Genomic DNA, 15,072 nt, shown 5'->3' on the forward strand with positions numbered 1-15,072 from the left:
AAACACGACGCAAGTGTTAATGTCGCTCGGGCATTCGGATTGGGAGTTTGGACGTGACGGCGATCTTTGCGGAACAGGCGCTGCTGCCCGGCGGTTGGCGGGGCAATGTGAGGATCGCTTTCGAGGGCGGCCGTATCTCTGAAGTCGAAGCGGGCTCTTCGGCACACGCCGGCGACGAACGCCACGCCATCGTCCTGCCCGGCATGCCCAACCTGCATAGCCACGCCTTCCAGCGCGGCATGGCGGGGCTTGCCGAACTGCGCGGTCCCTCGGCCGACAGTTTCTGGAGCTGGCGCGAGGTGATGTACCGCTTCGCGCTGTCGATGACGCCGGACCAGGTCGAGGCGGTCGCGGCGCAGCTTTATGTGGAGATGCTGGAAGCCGGGTTTTCGCGCGTCGGCGAGTTTCACTATCTGCATCACGACCGCGACGGGCAGCCTTACGCCAACATCGCCGAGATGGCGGAGCGGATCGCGGCTGCCGCCGCCGACACCGGCATCGGACTGACGCTGCTGCCGGTCTTCTATGCCCATTCGGCCTTCGGCGGCGCTGCTCCCAACGAAGGCCAGCGGCGATTCATCAATGATGTCGGACGCTTCGAACGTCTGCTTGAGAAAACTCGCGAAGGCGTTCGCTCGCTGGAGCAAGCCGTCGTCGGCGTCGCGCCGCACAGCCTGCGCGCCGCAACGCCGGACGAACTCAACGCGGTTGCAGCAATGGCGCCGAACGGGCCGATCCACATCCATGTCGCCGAGCAGGTGAAGGAAATCGAGGACTGCATCGCCTGGTCAGGCAAGCGTCCGGTCGAGTTGCTGCTCGGACATGCTGAGGTGGACAGGCGCTGGTGCCTGATCCACGCCACGCATATGACCGAGGCCGAGACGATCGCCATGGCCAAGAGCGGCGCCGTCGCTGGGCTGTGCCCCGTCACCGAAGCCAATCTCGGCGACGGCACTTTCGCCGCCCCCTCGTTCATCGAACATGGCGGCCGCTTCGGGATCGGCTCCGACTCCAATGTGCTGATCGGCCTGCCGGACGAGCTTCGGCAGCTCGAATATTCGCAGCGCCTTGCCCACCGCGCTCGCAATGTGCTGGCGCGCGCCGGCGGCTCTACCGGCCGCGCGCTGTTCGATGCCGCGCTCGATGGCGGCAGCATCGCGCTCGGCGCCGGCCCCTCAACTCTCGCCGTAGGCAGGCCCGCCGATTTCGTCTCGCTCGACGCCGGTCATCCCTCGCTTGCCGGCAAGGCGGGCGATGCCATCCTAGACGCCTGGATCTTTGCCAATGGCGGCAAGGTCGATTGCGTCTGGGTGCATGGCAAGAAGCAAGTGAGCGGCGGCAGGCATGTCAAACGCGAGGCGGTCGCCGGGCGCTTCCGCAAAGTGATGATGGCGCTTTCCGAGGGCTGATCCCGATGAGCATGACCGAAACGGCAGAGATGGAAGACGGCGAGACCCTGTCGCTGCACCAGCGGATCCTGTCCGACATCCGGGAAAAAATCCTGTCGGGTGCATGGGCGCCCGGCCACCGCATCCCGTTCGAGCACGAGCTGACGGCTCAGTATGTTTGTTCCCGCATGACTGTGAACAAGGCGCTGTCGCAGCTCGCCAAGGCGGGGTTGATCGAGCGCCGCCGCCGCTCGGGCAGCTTCGTGCGCCAGCCGCAGTCGCAGGCGGCGGTGCTGGAACTGCACGACATCAGGATCGAGGTCGAGGCGCTTGGCCTGCCCTATCGTTATGAACGGCTGGAGCGCATGAAACGACGCGGCAATGCCGAGGATCGGTCGCTGCTTGGGCTATCTGCCACGGGTCCAGTGCTTTGGCTGGAGGGGCTGCATTTTGCCGGCGAACGGCCATTCGCGCTCGAGCAGCGCCTGATCAATCTTTCGGCGGTGGGCGAGGCCAGCGAGGAAGAATTTCTCGACATCGCGCCCGGCCCCTGGCTGATCGGCCGCGTGCCGTGGAGCGAGGCCGAGCACCGTATCCGCGCCATGGCGGCTGACGAAACTATCGCCGACACGCTCGACATCGATCCCGGCGCGCCCTGCCTGGTGGTCGAGCGCCGCACCTGGAGCGCCGAGCATCCGGTCACGCATGTGCGCTTCATCTATCCGGCGGAAAGCCACACGCTTGTGGCGCGGTTCACGCCTTCGCAGGGATGAGCAATCTTCCCCTCGCGGGCCCACGAGGGGAAGATTGGCGGATCCAGCGCCTTACAGCGCCGCCGTGATAATGATCTCGACCAGATATTCCGGGGTGGCGAGCTTGGCTTCGCCGGTGGCGCGGGCGGGCGTGTGGCCTTGCGGCACCCACTTGTCCCACTCCGAATTCATCTCGGCGAAGGTGCCCATGTCGGCCAGCCAGATGATCGCCTGCACGATCTTGGTCTTGTCGGTGCCAGCCTTGGCCAGCAATTCGTCGATGGTCTTCAGGATGTCGCGAGTCTGCGAGGCGACGTTGCCGCCGGGCTCACCGACTTGGCCGGCCAGATAGACAGTGTTGCCGTGAATGACGATCTGGCTCATGCGCGGGCCGACATCGATACGACGAATGCTCATGGGAGGTTCCTTCTTTCTAGGGTCGCGCCTGTTTAGAGTTCGTGCCGGCTCCGGGCAAGGCCGACCGGCGCGAAACCGATTGAGCCAATTTATCGGCTCCGGACCGCTTCCGTGTACACGGCGAGTTGACCGATCTGGACACAATTCTGCCGAACCGGCATGTTGACTAATGTAATAACATCACATATCGACGAGTGCTCTCGAATTCGTGTCCGATCCGGAACGCCTGATGACAAATGCCTGCCTGACCTTCCGCGACCTGACGCTCGGTTACAACAGCCATCCGGCCATTCATCACCTCAACGGCACGGTCCGAAAAGGCTCGCTGACTGCCGTTGTCGGCGCCAACGGCTCGGGCAAGTCGACGCTGATGAAGGGCATTGTCGGCGTGCTGAAGCCGATGGAGGGCACGGTTGTCCGCGCGCCCGGCGTGCGCACCGCTTATCTGCCGCAGCAGTCGGAGCTCGACCGCAGCTTCCCGGCGCGGGTGGTCGACCTGGTCTCGCTTGGCCTGTGGCCGAAGCGCGGCATGCTCGGCCGCTACACCAAAGAGGATCGCGAGTCGGTCAGCAAGGCGCTGATGGCGGTCGGGCTCGGCGGCTTCGAGAAGCGGCCGATCGACACGCTCTCCGGGGGTCAGCTGCAGCGCACGTTGTTTGCCCGCGTGCTGTTGCAGGATGCCGACCTCATCCTGCTCGACGAGCCGTTCAATGCCGTCGACGCCAAGACCGTCGGCGACCTCATCCAGCTGATAAAGCGCTGGCATGGCGAGGAGCGCACGATCATGGTGGTCGTCCACGACCTCGATCTCGTGCGGCGGAATTTTCCCGAGACGCTGCTGCTCGCCCGCCAGCCTGTCGCCTGGGGCGACACAAAACAGACGCTCAGGCCTGAAAACCTGCTCAAGGCGCGGCGTTTTCACGAGGCCTGGGAAGAGAACGCGCCCTGGTGCGAGCCCGATGACCATGGCCATGACCACGAACATCATGAACACGCGCACGCGCATGATCATCATCACGGCCATGGCTCCGGACCGAGGGCGGCGTGATGGAGTTTTTCTACGGCCTGTTCATCCAGCCCTTCGCCGATTTCGCCTTCATGCAACGGGCGCTGTTCGGCTCGCTGATGCTGTCGCTCGGCGCCTGCCCGGTCGGCGTCTTCCTGATGCTCAGGCGCATGAGCCTGTCGGGCGACGCAATGGCGCACGCCATCCTGCCCGGTGCCGCCGCGGGCTTCCTGTTCTATGGCCTCGAGATCCTGCCGATGACCGTCGGCGGGCTGATCGCCGGCATCATCGTCGCGCTCGGCGCAGGGGCGGTTTCGCGCTTCACCATCCAGCGCGAGGACGCTTCGATGGCGGCCTTCTATCTGATCTCGCTCGCCATCGGCGTGCTTATGGTGTCGATCCGCGGCTCAAGCGTCGACCTGATGCATGTGCTGTTCGGCACCGTGCTGGCGCTCAACAACGAGGCGCTGATCCTGATCTGCGGCATCGTGGTTGTGACGCTCGCCTGCCTCGCCATCTTCTGGCGGGCGCTGGTCGCCGAATGCCTCGATCCGCTGTTCCTGCGCTCGGTGAGCCGCATGGGCAGCCCGGTCCATTTCATCTTTCTTGGGCTGGTCGTGCTCAACCTCGTCGGCGGTTTCCAGGCGCTGGGCACGCTGCTCTCGGTCGGGCTGATGATGCTGCCGGCCGCCGCCGCCCGCTTCTGGACGGTTCGCGTCGAGCCGATGTGCGCGCTGGCGGTGCTGATCGGCTTTGCCTCCTGCATAGCCGGATTGCTTTTGTCCTATCACGCCTCACTGCCGTCCGGCCCGGCTATCATCCTTTCGGCCGGCGTCGTTTATTTCTGCTCGATCCTGTTCGGCACGCGCGGCGCGCTGCGCGCCCGTATCGTGCATCACCGCCACCGCACAGCTTAATCCCCAAGCAAGGAGACTCTTCCCAATGTTGAAATCCTTCCGCGCCGCCCTGGCGCTGAGCGTTATAACATTAAGCGCTTTCGCCACATCGTCCGCTTTTGCGGCGCCGCTCAAGGTGGTGGCGAGCTTCACGGTGATCGCTGACTTTGCGAAAAATGTCGGCGGCGACCGCGTCAACATCACCACCATCGTCGGCCCGGACGGCGACGCGCATGTCTACGAGCCGACCCCGGCCGATGCGGTGGCGATGGCCGGCGCCGACGTCGTGCTGGTCAACGGCTTGCATTTCGAAGGTTTTTTGCAGCGCCTGGTCGACACCAGCGCCACCAAGGCGACGATCGTGACGCTGACCAAGGGCGTGACGCCAATCGCCTTCAAGCCGGAATTCGCCGATGCCGACGCGGCCGAAGGCGCCGGCACCGGCGGCGGCAAGACGGTCAACGACCCGCACGCCTTCCAGTCGATCGCCAATGCGAAGATCTACGTGAAGAATATCGCCGATGCATTCTGCGCCGCCGATAGCGCGGGCTGCGACAGCTACAAGGCCAATGCCGCCGCCTACACCCAGAAGCTCGGCGCGCTGGAGGGCGAAGTGACCACGGCGATCCAGGCGATCCCCGAGGCCAAGCGCGTCGTCATCACCTCGCACGACGCCTTCGGCTATTTCGAGCATGCATACGGCCTGACCTTCCTTGCTCCGCAAGGCATCTCGACCGATTCCGAGCCTTCGGCGGCCGACGTGGCCAAGCTGGTCAACCAGGTCAAGGAGGACAAGGCGGCGGCGATCTTCATCGAGAACATCACCAACCCCAGGCTCATCGAGCAGATCGCCAGCGAGACCGGCATCAAGGTCGGCGGCACGCTCTATTCCGATGCGCTGTCGCCGCCCGACGGCCCGGCCTCGACCTATATCGACATGATGCACAACAACATCGAGCAGTTCAAAGGCGCGCTGCTCGGAAGCTAAGCGGCATCATCCAACCGGGCTAAAATCGGCCCGGTTGGATTTTCCGCCCCGCACTCTCTATTTGGCAGAGAGATCCGGTGCTACGGATTGCCGCTAATGCCGCGCGGTGGCATGACTGCGGCCAAAGAGATTGCGAGGACGATGCCATGGAATACCGCCAGATCAGCGAAGACTATTCGGTCTCCGGCCAGATCCAGCCTGAGGATATCGTTGCCATCAAGGACGCCGGCTTCAAGAGCATCATCTGCAACCGCCCGGACGACGAACAGCCCGGCCAGCCCTCGGCCGACAGCGTCAAGGCGGCCGCGGAAGCCGCGGGGCTCGCCTTCCGCTACATTCCGGTGATCAGCGGCCAGCTCACCATGGACAATGTCGAGGATCAGGCCGAGGCGCTCGACGAGCTCGAAGGCCCGGTCTTCGCCTATTGCCGCTCCGGCGCGCGCTGCACCAACCTCTATGGGCTGATCCAGCAGCAGCGGGGGTGAAAGCTTGGCGCATTGGCGAGAGCCAATTCCGCAGGTTCCCGTTCCGTCGCCGTCGCATCCAACAAAGATCTCCGCAAACTAAATCGGCAGCGCGCCGGTCTCTTTCAGCGTCTCCAGCACGATCGCTGTCTTGACGTGCTGCACCGATTCATGCGGCAGCAGCACGCCGTTGACGAACTCGGACAGCGATTTGAGATCGGGCGTCACCACCTTCAGGATGTAATCCATCTCGCCGGTCAGCGCGTGCGCTTCCTGCACCTCGGGCAGCCGCGCCACCAGCTCGCCGAAGCGGCGGGCATTGTCGCGGTTGTGGGTGGCCAAGGTCACCGAAATCACATTGACCAGCGAAAAGCCGAGACGGTCGCGGTCGAGCACGGCGCGATAGCCCCTGATATAGCCATCTTCCTCCAGCCGCTGGCGGCGGCGCGAGCATTGCGAGGCCGACAGGTTCACACGCTCCGAAAGGTCGTTGTTGGTGAGCCGCGCATCGCCCTGCAGGAGCGCCAGTATCTTGCGGTCAAATTGATCAAGGCGCGCATCATCCATGATTTTCTCCCCAATCATGCACAATCTACGCACATGATGGGCATTCCAGGCGGTTGAATGCAAGCACCATGCAGCCGTCCAGCGTTATTATGGTGAAAACTGGCCAAGCACGGCCGCACCAGCTTTCGGAGGACTGCCATGGGCCCCTTCCCGCATGACGCCCCGCCTGCCAAGATCAGCAAGGCGAATCCCGCCGGCACCGACGGCTTCGAATTCGTCGAGTTCGCGCATTCAGACCCGGCAAAACTCGCCGAGCTCTTTGCCCGCATGGGCTATGTCGCGGTGGCGAAGCACCGCACCAAGGACATTACCGTCTGGCGCCAGGGCGACATCAACTATGTCGTCAATGCCGAGCCAGGCTCGCATGCGATGAAATTCGTCGAAAAGCACGGCCCCTGCGCCGCCTCGATGGCGTGGCGCGTGGTCGATGCCAAGCATGCCTTCGAACATGCCGTGTCGAAGGGTGCTGTGCGCTATGAGGGCACCGACAAGGCGCTCGACGCGCCGGCGATCGTCGGCATCGGCGGATCGCTCCTCTATTTCGTCGAAATCTATGGCGAGAAGGGCTCGGCTTACGATGCCGAGTTCGAGTGGCTGGGCGAGCGCAATCCAAAACCCGACGGCGTCGGCTTCTACTATCTCGACCACCTGACCCACAATGTCTATCGCGGCAACATGGACAAGTGGTGGGATTTCTACCGTGACCTGTTCGGCTTCAAGCAGATCCATTTCTTCGACATCGACGGCAGGATCACCGGACTGGTCAGCCGGGCGATCACCTCGCCCTGCGGCAAGATTCGCATTCCGCTCAACGAGTCCAAGGACGAAACCAGCCAGATCGCCGAGTATTTGAAGAAGTACAATGGCGAGGGCATCCAGCACATTGCCGTCGGTACGGACGCGATCTACGATGCCACCGACAAGCTCGCCGCCAACGGGCTGAAGTTCATGCCCGGCCCGCCCGACACCTATTACGAGATGTCGCATGAGCGCGTGCACGGCCATGACGAGCCGATCGAGCGCATGAAGAAGCACGGCATCCTGATCGACGGCGAAGGCGTCGTCGACGGCGGTATGACCAAGATCTTGCTGCAGATCTTCTCGAAGACGTTGATCGGGCCGATCTTCTTCGAATTTATCCAAAGGAAGGGCGACGAAGGTTTTGGCGAAGGGAATTTCCGCGCGCTGTTCGAATCGATCGAGCAGGACCAGATCAAGCGTGGCGTGATCAAGCTGGATGGCAGGGCGGCGTAGTCAGCCGAAAGACCAAGCCGCCGGCTACTCTAAAGGCCGGCGGCCTTCCTCAGAATTTCGTTGATTCGGCTCTGCCAGCCGGGCCCGCTGGCACGGAAACGAGCAACCACATCGCTGTCGAGGCGCAGCGTTACCTGCTTCTTCGGATTGTCGAGTGCCGGCCGACCACGTGAGCGGCGAATGCTTTCGGCAAGGTCCGGAAACACGTCGGCGAAGGGACGAGCATTCCGAAAATCCTCCTCGGTCCATTCGGGATTGTCCGAAACCGCATCCCAATCTTCCTCGGTGAATCCCTTGCCTGACTTGAATCCGTTGTCCAGCTTTGTAGTGTTCAGCTTAGCTTTCGCCATCGAACAATCTCCTTTCCGTCTGGTTGGCCGCCCGCATTGAAATAACCGAGATGCCTTCGGAGCCAAGCCGGGAAAAGACCACTGCAACAACGCCGCCGCCGACTACCCGACCAATCGCTATGAAACGGCCGGATTTGGCCGCCCGGATCGCCGAGGCAAGGAAAAACTCCTCGTCTAGCGCCGCGAAATCCAAGCCGTGTTTGTCAATGTTGGCCAACCGTTTAGGTTCATCCCAGACGATCTGCATCTGAATTTATGTACCTACATGAATTAAGTCAATAATTTTCGTAACTACCATAATTCCCGAAGCGTTCTCACTTGTTCACAACCCAAGCCGCTCGACCTCGTCCTTCCTGAGCTTAATGTCGTAATCGAGCAAGAACTCATCCAATTGCGGCGGTGCAACCGAGGTGCCCGACAGCATCGCGTGCACTTGGCCGCGATGGTGGATGTCGTGCAGGAAGACATGGGCGAGGATGTCGCCGATCCTTTCGGGGATCATGCCGTCCTCGCGGCGGTCGGTGATGACGCGGCGGTCGAGATCTGCCTCCGACAGGCCGTCGCAGAAGGCGACAAGCCTGCGGTCAAAATCGGTCTGTGTAGCGGCCAGGCTTGACGCATCGTCAAACGGTATGAAGTCGTCATAGGCCGCAGCACCGAGGCCGCCACCGGTCAGAAAATCGAGATAGAGACGATCGACCGCAAGGATGTGGTTGAGCGTCTCCTTGATCGAGGGAAAGAAACTGGTTCGACCGGCCTCGAACTCGCCGGGCTGAAGCTCCAGCACGGCGCGGTAGAGCCGGTCGTTCGACCACAAATTGTTGCGCGCCATCCGGCGCAGGTGCTCGAGCAAGGTCACCCTTTCAGGTTCCTTTCTCCCCCTCGTATTTCTCGACCTTCTGCTCGATGGCGCCGAAGATCGAATGGCCGGCCTTGTCCTTCATCTCGATCCGCACCGTGTCGCCGAAGCGCAGGAACGGTGTCTTCGGCTCGCCGCTCTCGATGGTCTCGATCATGCGCAGTTCGGCGATGCACGAATAGCCGGCGCCGCCTGCCGCGACCGGCTTGCCTGGCCCATCATTCAGCTTATTGGAGACGGTGCCGGAGCCGATGATGGCGCCGGCGGCGAGCGGCCGCGTTTTCGCGGCATGCACGATCAAGGCCGGGAAATCGAAGGTCATGTCGATGCCGGCATTGGCACGGCCGAACGGTTTGCCGTTGAGATCGGCGAGCAGCGGCAGGCTGACCTTGCCGCCGTCCCAGGCATCACCAAGCTCGTCCGGCGTCACCGCGACCGGCGAGAAAGCAGAAGACGGCTTCGACTGGAAGAAGCCGAAGCCCTTTGCCAGTTCCGGCCCCGTGATGGCGCGAAGCGTCACATCATTGACCAGCATGACGAGGCGGATGGCCTCGCGTGCCTCGCCCAGCCCGGCGCCCATCGGCACATCGCCAACGATGACGGCAACTTCCGCCTCCATGTCGATGCCGAAGGCTTCGTCGGCCATGCGGATCGGATCGCGCGGCGCAAGGAAGGAGTCCGAGCCGCCCTGGTAGATCAGCGGATCGGTCCAGAAACTCGCCGGCATCTCGGCGCCGCGTGCCTTCCGCACCAGCTCGACATGGTTCACATAGGCGGAGCCGTCCGCCCATTGATAGGCGCGCGGCAGCGGCGAATGGGCGTCATGCTCGTGAAAGCGGGCCGAGGGCACCGCGTTGGTCTCGAGCGATTCCGCCATCGCCGCCAGATGCGGCGCCAAGCGCTCCCAATTGTCGAGCGCAGCCTGCAGCGTCGGCACCAGGAAAGAAGCGTCGGTGAACCGCGTCAGATCGCGCGAGACCACGACCAGTTTTCCGTCGCGCGTCCCGTTCTTCAAAGTGGCAAGCTTCATGCGGTTTCCTCTCCTCGCGGGCTTCGTGCCGCTCGTCCCACAACAAGGCCGTGGCGAGTGATCGTCAAGCCACCCGCCGATGTTTTCCTGACTCTGACCTCACCAATCAGGGCCAGTCGCCTTCCGGCGTGCCATTGAAGCGCTTCTTCAGGTCGGCCCAGCAGTCGATGTAGTTCTCCTGCAAGGTTTCGAGCTCGGCGGCGTAGCGCGTCAGCATCTGCGGAAAGCGCGTCTCGAACATGAAGGCCATGGTGTTGTCGAGCTTGACCGGTTTCAGGTCGGCGCGGGAGGCCTTCTCAAAGCCGGAGGCGTCGGGTCCGTGCGCCAGCATCTGGTTATGCAGGCTGATGCCGCCGGGGACAAAACCTTCCTCCTTGGCATCGTACTGGCCGTGGATCAGGCCCATGAACTCGCTCATGATGTTGCGGTGGTACCAGGGCGGCCGAAAAGTGTTTTCCGCCACCAGCCAGCGCGGCGGGAAGATGACGAAGTCGACATTGGCGGTGCCCTCCTCGCCGCTCGGCGCCGTCAGCACGGTGAAGATCGACGGGTCAGGGTGATCGAACAGGATGGCGCCGACCGGCGAAAACGTCGCCAGATCATATTTATAGGGCGCGTAGTTGCCGTGCCAGGCGACGACGTCGAGCGGCGAATGGCCGAGCTCAGTGACGTGGAAAGTGCCGCACCATTTGACAATCAGCCGGCATGGCGTCTCCTTCTCCTCGAACCAGGCGCAGGGGGTCTTGAAGTCGCGCGGATTGGCCAGGCAATTGGCGCCGATCGGGCCGCGGTCGGGCATGGTGAATTTTGCCCCGTAGTTCTCGCAAACATAGCCGCGCGCCTGACTGTCGGCGAGCTCGACCTTGAAGACGAGGCCCCGCGGCAGCACCGCGATCTCGCCGGGGCGAAGCTCGATGACGCCCATCTCGGTGACAAAGCGCAGCGTGCCGACCTGCGGCACGATCATGAGCTCGCCGTCGGCATTGAAGAAATGGTCGTCGACCATCGAGCGGTTGGCGACATAGACATGCGCCGCCATGCCGGACTGGCCGACCGCGTCGCCGGCGGTGGTCATGGTGCGCATGCCGGAGATGAAGTCGGTCGGCTCGGTCGGGATCGGAACAGGGTTCCATCGGTATTGGCCGAGCGCCAGCTCGTGGTCGCCGACGTTGGGCGCCGTCTTCCACATGGGATAGCTCGCGCCCTTGAAGCGGCCGGTGTGTTTCACGCTGGGACGGATGCGGTAAAGCCAGGAGCGCTCGTTGGTGCCGCGCGGCGCGGTGAAGGGCGAGCCCGAAAGCTGCTCGGCATAGAGCCCGTAGGCCGGCCGCTGCGGCGAGTTGCGGCCCTGCGGCAGCGATCCCGGCAGCGTCTCGGTCTCAAAATCATTGCCGAAGCCCGGCATATAGGAAAAGGCCATCCGATCCTCCCTGATCCCGGGCTGCCGCCCTCAGCGTTGAGGAAGGCTTTCCGGTGATGTTGACCAAACTGGTTTCATATGTAACCATCGAAAATGTAACTATCAACGCCGAACCCCGCGATGGTGCGCCAAATGAAACCGGAAATTCTCGAGCTAGAAAACTTCCTGCCCTACCGGCTCTACCGGCTGGCCGACACCGTGAGCCGCGAATTCTCGCGCATCTACAAGGAGCGCCACGGTCTGACGCGGCCGGAATGGCGCACGCTCTCAGGCCTCGGGCAGCGCGGGATGATGACGGCGACGGAACTCGGCGAGCAGTCGGCCATGCACAAGACCAAGGTGTCGCGCGCGGTCGCCGAGCTCGAACGCCGGCGCTGGCTGACAAGAGCGCCGGACGAGAACGACCGCCGCGTCGAGCATCTGACGCTGACCAAGGCGGGGCTCGCCGCTTACCGGGAAATGGTGCCGCTGGCGAAGGCGTTTGAAAGGGAGCTGCTGGCGAGGCTGAGCGAGGAAGAGAGAGCGGCGATTGTCAGGGGGGTGGCAGCACTGGAAGAGGCTTTATCTTCTTCGTAGCGATCCTTCACACCCCCTCTGTCCGGCAGGCCAAAGAGGGAGCTGTCCCGCAGCATTGCCAGGATGCTGCTTCAACCAAACCCTACCAGTCCATCACCACTTTGCCGGAACTGCCGCTGCGCATCGCATCGAACCCAACCTGGAAATCGTCGATGCCGATGCGATGCGTGATCAGACCCGAGACATCCAGCGGCCCCTGCACCAGGGCGATCATCTTGTACCAGGTCTCGAACATCTCGCGGCCGTAGATGCCTTTGAGATGCAGCATCTTGAAGATGACCTTGTTCCAGTCGATCTCGAAGCCGGTGGGAGCGATGCCGAGGATGGCGATCTTGCCGCCATTGTTCATGGTGTCAATCATGTCGCGGAAGGCTGGCGCGGCGCCCGACATCTCCAGCCCGACGTCGAAACCTTCGGTCATGCCGAGTGCCGGCATCACGTCGCGCAGCTTCTCCTTCGAGGCGTCGACCACATGCTGGACGCCGAGCTTGCGCGCCAGTTCCAGCCGGACCGGGTTGATGTCGGTGATGACGACTTTCCGCGCGCCGACGCATTGCGCGACCAGCGCGCCCATGATGCCGATCGGGCCGGCGCCGGTGACCAGCACATCCTCGCCGACCAGGTCGAAGGACAGTGCGGTGTGGACGGCGTTGCCTAATGGATCAAAGATCGCCGCGATCTCGTCCGGCACGTCGTCGGGGATCGGCACGACATTGTGCTGTGGGATCGCTACATACTCGCCGAAGGCGCCGGGCCGGTTGACGCCGACGCCGAGCGTGTTGCGGCAGAGATGCCCTCGCCCCGCGCGGCAGTTGCGGCAGTGGCCGCAGACGATGTGACCCTCGCCCGAGACGCGCTGTCCGACCTTGTATTCGGTGACGGCCGCGCCGAAATCCGCGACGGTGCCGACAAATTCATGGCCGGTCACCATCGGCACCGGCACGGTCTTCTGCGCCCACTGGTCCCAATTGTAGATGTGGACGTCGGTGCCGCAGATCGCGGTCTTCCTGACCTTGATCAGCACGTCGTTGGGGCCGATTTCCGGCACCGGCACTTCTTCCATCCAGATGCCCGGCTCGGCCTTGGCCTTCACCAGCGCCTTCATCACGTTGGACATCGAACACTCTCCAGAAAATCTTCCCTGTCCTGACGGATCATCAACCTGCCGCTTCCAGGATGCTCTTCAGTCGCAGCAGATCGCGATCGGTCGAACGCCGGACAGCCACGGCTATGAGCGGGGTCATGAGACGGGAAAAGCCGGCCGGCGAGCCGCGATTCCGGAGCGTCATATGCGTGCGGCCTTCGCCGGAATCCCGCCATCCATAGCTCGTCTCCATCGGAAACGGTCCTTCGTCGGATCGCATCACCAGCCTCTCGCCCGGCACGAGATCCAGGATCTTGTAGGTATAAGCGAGCCGCCGTCCGAGGAACTGCGCCTCGAATGCAATTCTCGATCCTATCTGGGCCGGTCGGGGAGTCTTCCATTCCACCGACTTGATGTTGACGTACCAGCGCGGAACATTGTCCGGATCGGAAGAAAAGGCGGCGACAACCGCGCGCGGCCTGGCGATCTCGATACTCCTCGTTACATCGATCGCCATGGCCCTTTTCCATTGCCGGCGGTAGCGTCAAGCGATTACACCCAGTTCCTTCCCGACCTCGCCGAACGCCTCGACGGCGCGATCGATATCGGCGCCGGAGTGCGCCGCCGACATCTGGGTGCGAATGCGCGCCTGGCCCTTCGGCACCACCGGGAACGAAAAGCCGATGACGTAGATGCCACGCTTCAGCATGCGAGCCGCCATCTCCTGCGCAAGGGCGGCGTCGCCCAGCATTACCGGGATGATCGGATGATTCGCGCCGGCAAGCGTAAAGCCGAGCTTGCCCATTTGAGACCGGAAGCGTTCCGCATTGGCATATAGGCGGCGGCGCAGCGCATCGCCATTGCGGATCAGCTCGAAGACTTTCAGCGAGGCGCCGGCGATCGTCGGCATCAGCGTGTTGGAGAAGAGATAGGGCCGCGAGCGCTGACGCAGCCAGTCGACCACCTGTTTCTTCCCCGCGGTATAGCCGCCGGACGCGCCGCCCAGCGCCTTGCCGAGCGTGCCCGTGATGATGTCCACCCTGCCCTCGACGCCGCAGTGCTCGGCCGAGCCACGGCCGTTCTTGCCGACGAAGCCGACGGCATGGCTGTCATCGACCATGACCATGGCGTCGTATTTCTCGGCGAGGTCGCAGACTCCTTGCAGGTTGGCGATGATGCCGTCCATCGAGAACACGCCGTCGGTGGCGATCAGTCGGAAGCGGCAGTCCTTCGCCTCCTTCAGCCGCGCCTCGAGGTCGGCCATGTCGTTGTTGGCGTAGCGGAAGCGCTTGGCCTTGGAGAGCCTCACCCCGTCGATGATCGAGGCGTGGTTCAGCGCGTCCGAGATGACGGCATCCTCCTCGCCGAGCAGCGTCTCGAACAGGCCGCCATTGGCGTCGAAGCAGGAGCCGTAGAGAATGGTGTCGTCCATGCCGAGGAAGGATGAGATGGTGGCTTCGAGCTCTTTGTGTTCTTCCTGGGTGCCGCAGATGAAGCGCACCGACGCCATGCCGTAGCCGTAGCGGTCGAGCGCCTGCTTCGCCGCATCGCGCAGCTCGGGGCTGTCGGCGAGGCCGAGATAGTTGTTGGCGCAGAAATTCACCACCTTCTGGCCGGCAACATCGATCAGGGCCGACTGCGTGGAGGAAATCACGCGCTCGGACTTGTAGAGCCCGGCCGATTTCAGGCCTTCAAGCTCGTTGTCGATGTGGGAGAGAAACGCTGCGCTCATGGTCTGGCCCTGTTTGTTCGATGCGGACTGTCGCGCTGCGGAAAAGAAAAATCCATCGCAAAAACGACCGCTTCGGTGGCGTTGCGCAAGCCGCGCCGCAGCTCCTTCAGCGCAGCCGGACAAGGATGTGTTCAAATGCGACGATCTGCGAAAGGACATAATAACCATCCTCTCAGCTTTGTCGCGCCGCCGGCTCCGGCACCGTGCCGGTTTGCCGAGCTGTTAACCCTTTCACGTCAAGGGTTCTGGCGCCGCATATTCATGGCAGGAATCCGTCGATCGGGAGGGG

The 15,072-nt window shown here is 63.0% G+C and carries 18 protein-coding genes; 8 read left to right on the forward strand and 10 right to left on the reverse strand.

The genetic code is table 11. From position 1 onward, the window contains the following. The first annotated feature begins 53 nt into the window (after window positions 1-53). Window positions 54-1,409: a formimidoylglutamate deiminase gene (locus tag P9217_RS24310; RefSeq protein WP_278088096.1), complete on the forward strand. Its 1,356-nt coding sequence runs from the start codon at window positions 54-56 to the stop codon at window positions 1,407-1,409. Between the two features lie 5 nt (window positions 1,410-1,414). Continuing rightward, on the forward strand, window positions 1,415-2,161 hold the full coding sequence (gene hutC / locus P9217_RS24315) for a histidine utilization repressor (protein ID WP_278088097.1): 747 nt from the start codon (window positions 1,415-1,417) through the stop codon (window positions 2,159-2,161). Between the two features lie 51 nt (window positions 2,162-2,212). On the opposite strand, the gene P9217_RS24320 is transcribed toward hutC, so the two are convergent. Then, window positions 2,213-2,557 (reverse strand): RidA family protein, encoded by a 345-nt coding sequence (locus P9217_RS24320; protein WP_095778583.1) that lies wholly within the window; start codon window positions 2,555-2,557, stop codon window positions 2,213-2,215. Between the two features lie 229 nt (window positions 2,558-2,786). On the opposite strand from P9217_RS24320, the gene aztA reads away from it, so the two are divergent. From aztA to P9217_RS24340, 4 genes are all read left to right on the forward strand, one after another. Then, window positions 2,787-3,605: a zinc ABC transporter ATP-binding protein AztA gene (gene aztA, locus P9217_RS24325; protein ID WP_278088098.1), complete on the forward strand. Its 819-nt coding sequence runs from the start codon at window positions 2,787-2,789 to the stop codon at window positions 3,603-3,605. Further along, window positions 3,605-4,480 carry a zinc ABC transporter permease AztB gene (aztB, locus tag P9217_RS24330; RefSeq protein ID WP_278088142.1) on the forward strand — a complete coding sequence of 292 codons (876 nt, stop codon included), beginning with the start codon at window positions 3,605-3,607 and terminating at the stop codon, window positions 4,478-4,480. Before aztA ends, aztB begins: the two co-directional genes overlap by 1 nt. 25 nt (window positions 4,481-4,505) lie before the next feature. Then, window positions 4,506-5,447, forward strand: a complete 942-nt coding sequence (aztC, locus tag P9217_RS24335) for a zinc ABC transporter substrate-binding protein AztC (protein WP_278088099.1) — start codon at window positions 4,506-4,508, stop codon at window positions 5,445-5,447. A 146-nt stretch (window positions 5,448-5,593) separates the two neighbouring features. Continuing rightward, the gene (locus tag P9217_RS24340) at window positions 5,594-5,932 is read left to right on the forward strand and encodes a TIGR01244 family sulfur transferase (RefSeq protein WP_127246897.1); all 339 of its coding nucleotides are present in this window, start codon (window positions 5,594-5,596) and stop codon (window positions 5,930-5,932) included. Between the two features lie 78 nt (window positions 5,933-6,010). Here the strand turns inward: P9217_RS24340 and P9217_RS24345 are convergent, their stop codons facing one another. Continuing rightward, window positions 6,011-6,478, reverse strand: coding sequence for an Lrp/AsnC family transcriptional regulator (locus P9217_RS24345; RefSeq protein ID WP_059187534.1), 468 nt, complete (start codon window positions 6,476-6,478; stop codon window positions 6,011-6,013). Window positions 6,479-6,616: 138 nt separating this feature from the next. Between P9217_RS24345 and hppD the strand changes: the two genes are divergently transcribed. After that, window positions 6,617-7,732: a 4-hydroxyphenylpyruvate dioxygenase gene (hppD, locus tag P9217_RS24350; RefSeq protein WP_278088100.1), complete on the forward strand. Its 1,116-nt coding sequence runs from the start codon at window positions 6,617-6,619 to the stop codon at window positions 7,730-7,732. A gap of 29 nt (window positions 7,733-7,761) precedes the next feature. Here hppD and P9217_RS24355 read toward each other — a convergent pair whose 3' ends face one another. The 5 genes from P9217_RS24355 to hmgA all read right to left on the reverse strand — a co-directional run bounded on the left by P9217_RS24355 (window position 7,762) and on the right by hmgA (window position 11,391). After that, on the reverse strand, window positions 7,762-8,082 hold the full coding sequence (locus P9217_RS24355) for a BrnA antitoxin family protein (protein WP_095801227.1): 321 nt from the start codon (window positions 8,080-8,082) through the stop codon (window positions 7,762-7,764). Beyond that, window positions 8,069-8,329 (reverse strand): BrnT family toxin, encoded by a 261-nt coding sequence (locus P9217_RS24360; protein ID WP_278088101.1) that lies wholly within the window; start codon window positions 8,327-8,329, stop codon window positions 8,069-8,071. The genes P9217_RS24355 and P9217_RS24360 overlap by 14 nt, the downstream gene beginning before the upstream one ends. Window positions 8,330-8,404: 75 nt before the next feature. Continuing rightward, window positions 8,405-8,941, reverse strand: coding sequence for a DinB family protein (locus tag P9217_RS24365; RefSeq protein WP_095801226.1), 537 nt, complete (start codon window positions 8,939-8,941; stop codon window positions 8,405-8,407). Between the two features lie 4 nt (window positions 8,942-8,945). Beyond that, complete coding sequence (locus tag P9217_RS24370; protein ID WP_095824778.1) at window positions 8,946-9,971, reverse strand: fumarylacetoacetate hydrolase family protein; 1,026 nt, start codon at window positions 9,969-9,971, stop codon at window positions 8,946-8,948. A gap of 106 nt (window positions 9,972-10,077) precedes the next feature. Continuing rightward, the gene (gene hmgA, locus P9217_RS24375) at window positions 10,078-11,391 is read right to left on the reverse strand and encodes a homogentisate 1,2-dioxygenase (protein ID WP_095801224.1); all 1,314 of its coding nucleotides are present in this window, start codon (window positions 11,389-11,391) and stop codon (window positions 10,078-10,080) included. 132 nt (window positions 11,392-11,523) lie between these two features. Between hmgA and P9217_RS24380 the strand changes: the two genes are divergently transcribed. Continuing rightward, complete coding sequence (locus P9217_RS24380) at window positions 11,524-11,967, forward strand: MarR family transcriptional regulator (RefSeq protein ID WP_164746692.1); 444 nt, start codon at window positions 11,524-11,526, stop codon at window positions 11,965-11,967. Window positions 11,968-12,049: 82 nt separating this feature from the next. Here P9217_RS24380 and tdh read toward each other — a convergent pair whose 3' ends face one another. Genes tdh through P9217_RS24395 form a run of 3 tightly spaced genes read right to left on the reverse strand, consistent with a single transcriptional unit; the run spans window position 12,050 to window position 14,783 of the window. Continuing rightward, on the reverse strand, window positions 12,050-13,084 hold the full coding sequence (gene tdh / locus P9217_RS24385) for an L-threonine 3-dehydrogenase (RefSeq protein ID WP_095801222.1): 1,035 nt from the start codon (window positions 13,082-13,084) through the stop codon (window positions 12,050-12,052). Window positions 13,085-13,124: 40 nt separating this feature from the next. Continuing rightward, entirely contained in the window at window positions 13,125-13,568 is a 444-nt protein-coding gene (locus P9217_RS24390; protein ID WP_095801221.1) for an SRPBCC family protein, read from the reverse strand. A gap of 27 nt (window positions 13,569-13,595) precedes the next feature. After that, entirely contained in the window at window positions 13,596-14,783 is a 1,188-nt protein-coding gene (locus P9217_RS24395) for a glycine C-acetyltransferase (RefSeq protein WP_278088102.1), read from the reverse strand. Window positions 14,784-15,072: the final 289 nt, after the last annotated feature.

This window comes from Mesorhizobium sp. WSM4989 (assembly GCF_029625795.1).
In the GTDB taxonomy this organism is placed as follows: domain Bacteria; phylum Pseudomonadota; class Alphaproteobacteria; order Rhizobiales; family Rhizobiaceae; genus Mesorhizobium.

Coding starts and splice junctions, on each gene's coding strand:
- P9217_RS24380 (WP_164746692.1), top strand. CDS start 11,524: ATGAAACCGGAAATTCTCGAGCTAGAAAACTTCCTGCCCTACCGGCTC.
- hutC (WP_278088097.1), top strand. CDS start 1,415: ATGAGCATGACCGAAACGGCAGAGATGGAAGACGGCGAGACCCTGTCG.
- P9217_RS24320 (WP_095778583.1), bottom strand. CDS start 2,557: ATGAGCATTCGTCGTATCGATGTCGGCCCGCGCATGAGCCAGATCGTC.
- hmgA (WP_095801224.1), bottom strand. CDS start 11,391: ATGGCCTTTTCCTATATGCCGGGCTTCGGCAATGATTTTGAGACCGAG.
- P9217_RS24395 (WP_278088102.1), bottom strand. CDS start 14,783: ATGAGCGCAGCGTTTCTCTCCCACATCGACAACGAGCTTGAAGGCCTG.
- aztA (WP_278088098.1), top strand. CDS start 2,787: ATGACAAATGCCTGCCTGACCTTCCGCGACCTGACGCTCGGTTACAAC.
- tdh (WP_095801222.1), bottom strand. CDS start 13,084: ATGTCCAACGTGATGAAGGCGCTGGTGAAGGCCAAGGCCGAGCCGGGC.
- P9217_RS24340 (WP_127246897.1), top strand. CDS start 5,594: ATGGAATACCGCCAGATCAGCGAAGACTATTCGGTCTCCGGCCAGATC.
- aztB (WP_278088142.1), top strand. CDS start 3,605: ATGGAGTTTTTCTACGGCCTGTTCATCCAGCCCTTCGCCGATTTCGCC.
- P9217_RS24345 (WP_059187534.1), bottom strand. CDS start 6,478: ATGGATGATGCGCGCCTTGATCAATTTGACCGCAAGATACTGGCGCTC.
- hppD (WP_278088100.1), top strand. CDS start 6,617: ATGGGCCCCTTCCCGCATGACGCCCCGCCTGCCAAGATCAGCAAGGCG.
- P9217_RS24390 (WP_095801221.1), bottom strand. CDS start 13,568: ATGGCGATCGATGTAACGAGGAGTATCGAGATCGCCAGGCCGCGCGCG.
- P9217_RS24370 (WP_095824778.1), bottom strand. CDS start 9,971: ATGAAGCTTGCCACTTTGAAGAACGGGACGCGCGACGGAAAACTGGTC.
- P9217_RS24355 (WP_095801227.1), bottom strand. CDS start 8,082: ATGGCGAAAGCTAAGCTGAACACTACAAAGCTGGACAACGGATTCAAG.
- aztC (WP_278088099.1), top strand. CDS start 4,506: ATGTTGAAATCCTTCCGCGCCGCCCTGGCGCTGAGCGTTATAACATTA.
- P9217_RS24360 (WP_278088101.1), bottom strand. CDS start 8,329: ATGCAGATCGTCTGGGATGAACCTAAACGGTTGGCCAACATTGACAAA.